At 39.1% G+C, this 558-nt stretch carries 1 protein-coding gene; it reads right to left on the bottom strand.

Features of this window, described 5'->3' with window-relative positions; all coding sequences use genetic code 11:
* On the bottom strand, window positions 1–558 hold a 558-nt coding region (locus tag N1032_RS27110; protein ID WP_259543801.1), incomplete at both ends, for a hypothetical protein.

Below are 558 nucleotides of genomic sequence, written 5' to 3'. Positions count from 1 at the left end.
ACTAGTCTTACCTTGAGGCATTTTATTGATCTTATACATGATGTCAGTAGAAGCAATACCACCAGTTGCCTGATGAAGACCTTCGATAGTAATCCTATCTTGTTCAACAATTACTAATAATGAATCATCAGCCGAAGATGTATTTGCATGGAAAGTAACCCAACCTTCTGTCTGAGCTTGTCTCCAAGTATACACAATAGGATCAGATGTTAAATCAACTTTACGAATCAAAGCACCAGCAGAGTTAAGGATATTAACTTCTGCACCTACTGAACCATCGGCTCCATTCTGGTATACGTGGAAATCAGCACTAACACGAGTGACACCACCAATACTATAGTTAGAAACAAAAGAACCACCAGTACGTTTCCCGGTAGAAGCAGTGCTATCATTTACAATAACATGGAAGTTGGTATCTTGAGCTTCGAAAGTAGCTTTAGCACGAATAATCCAAACACCAGTAGCAGCATTAGGTCTTACTTCATTAGACCCCTCACGACCATATGCATCGTTAGAACCAGAAGCTTTAAAATCAATCTGATTAACGTTTGAGTTAAC

Origin of the sequence: Herbiconiux daphne (assembly GCF_024979295.1) — a bacterium.
Classification (GTDB): Bacteria; Actinomycetota; Actinomycetes; order Actinomycetales; family Microbacteriaceae; genus Herbiconiux; species Herbiconiux daphnes.
Note: the sequence above shows the minus strand (reverse complement) of the source record. Positions and strands in the feature narration are given on the sequence as shown.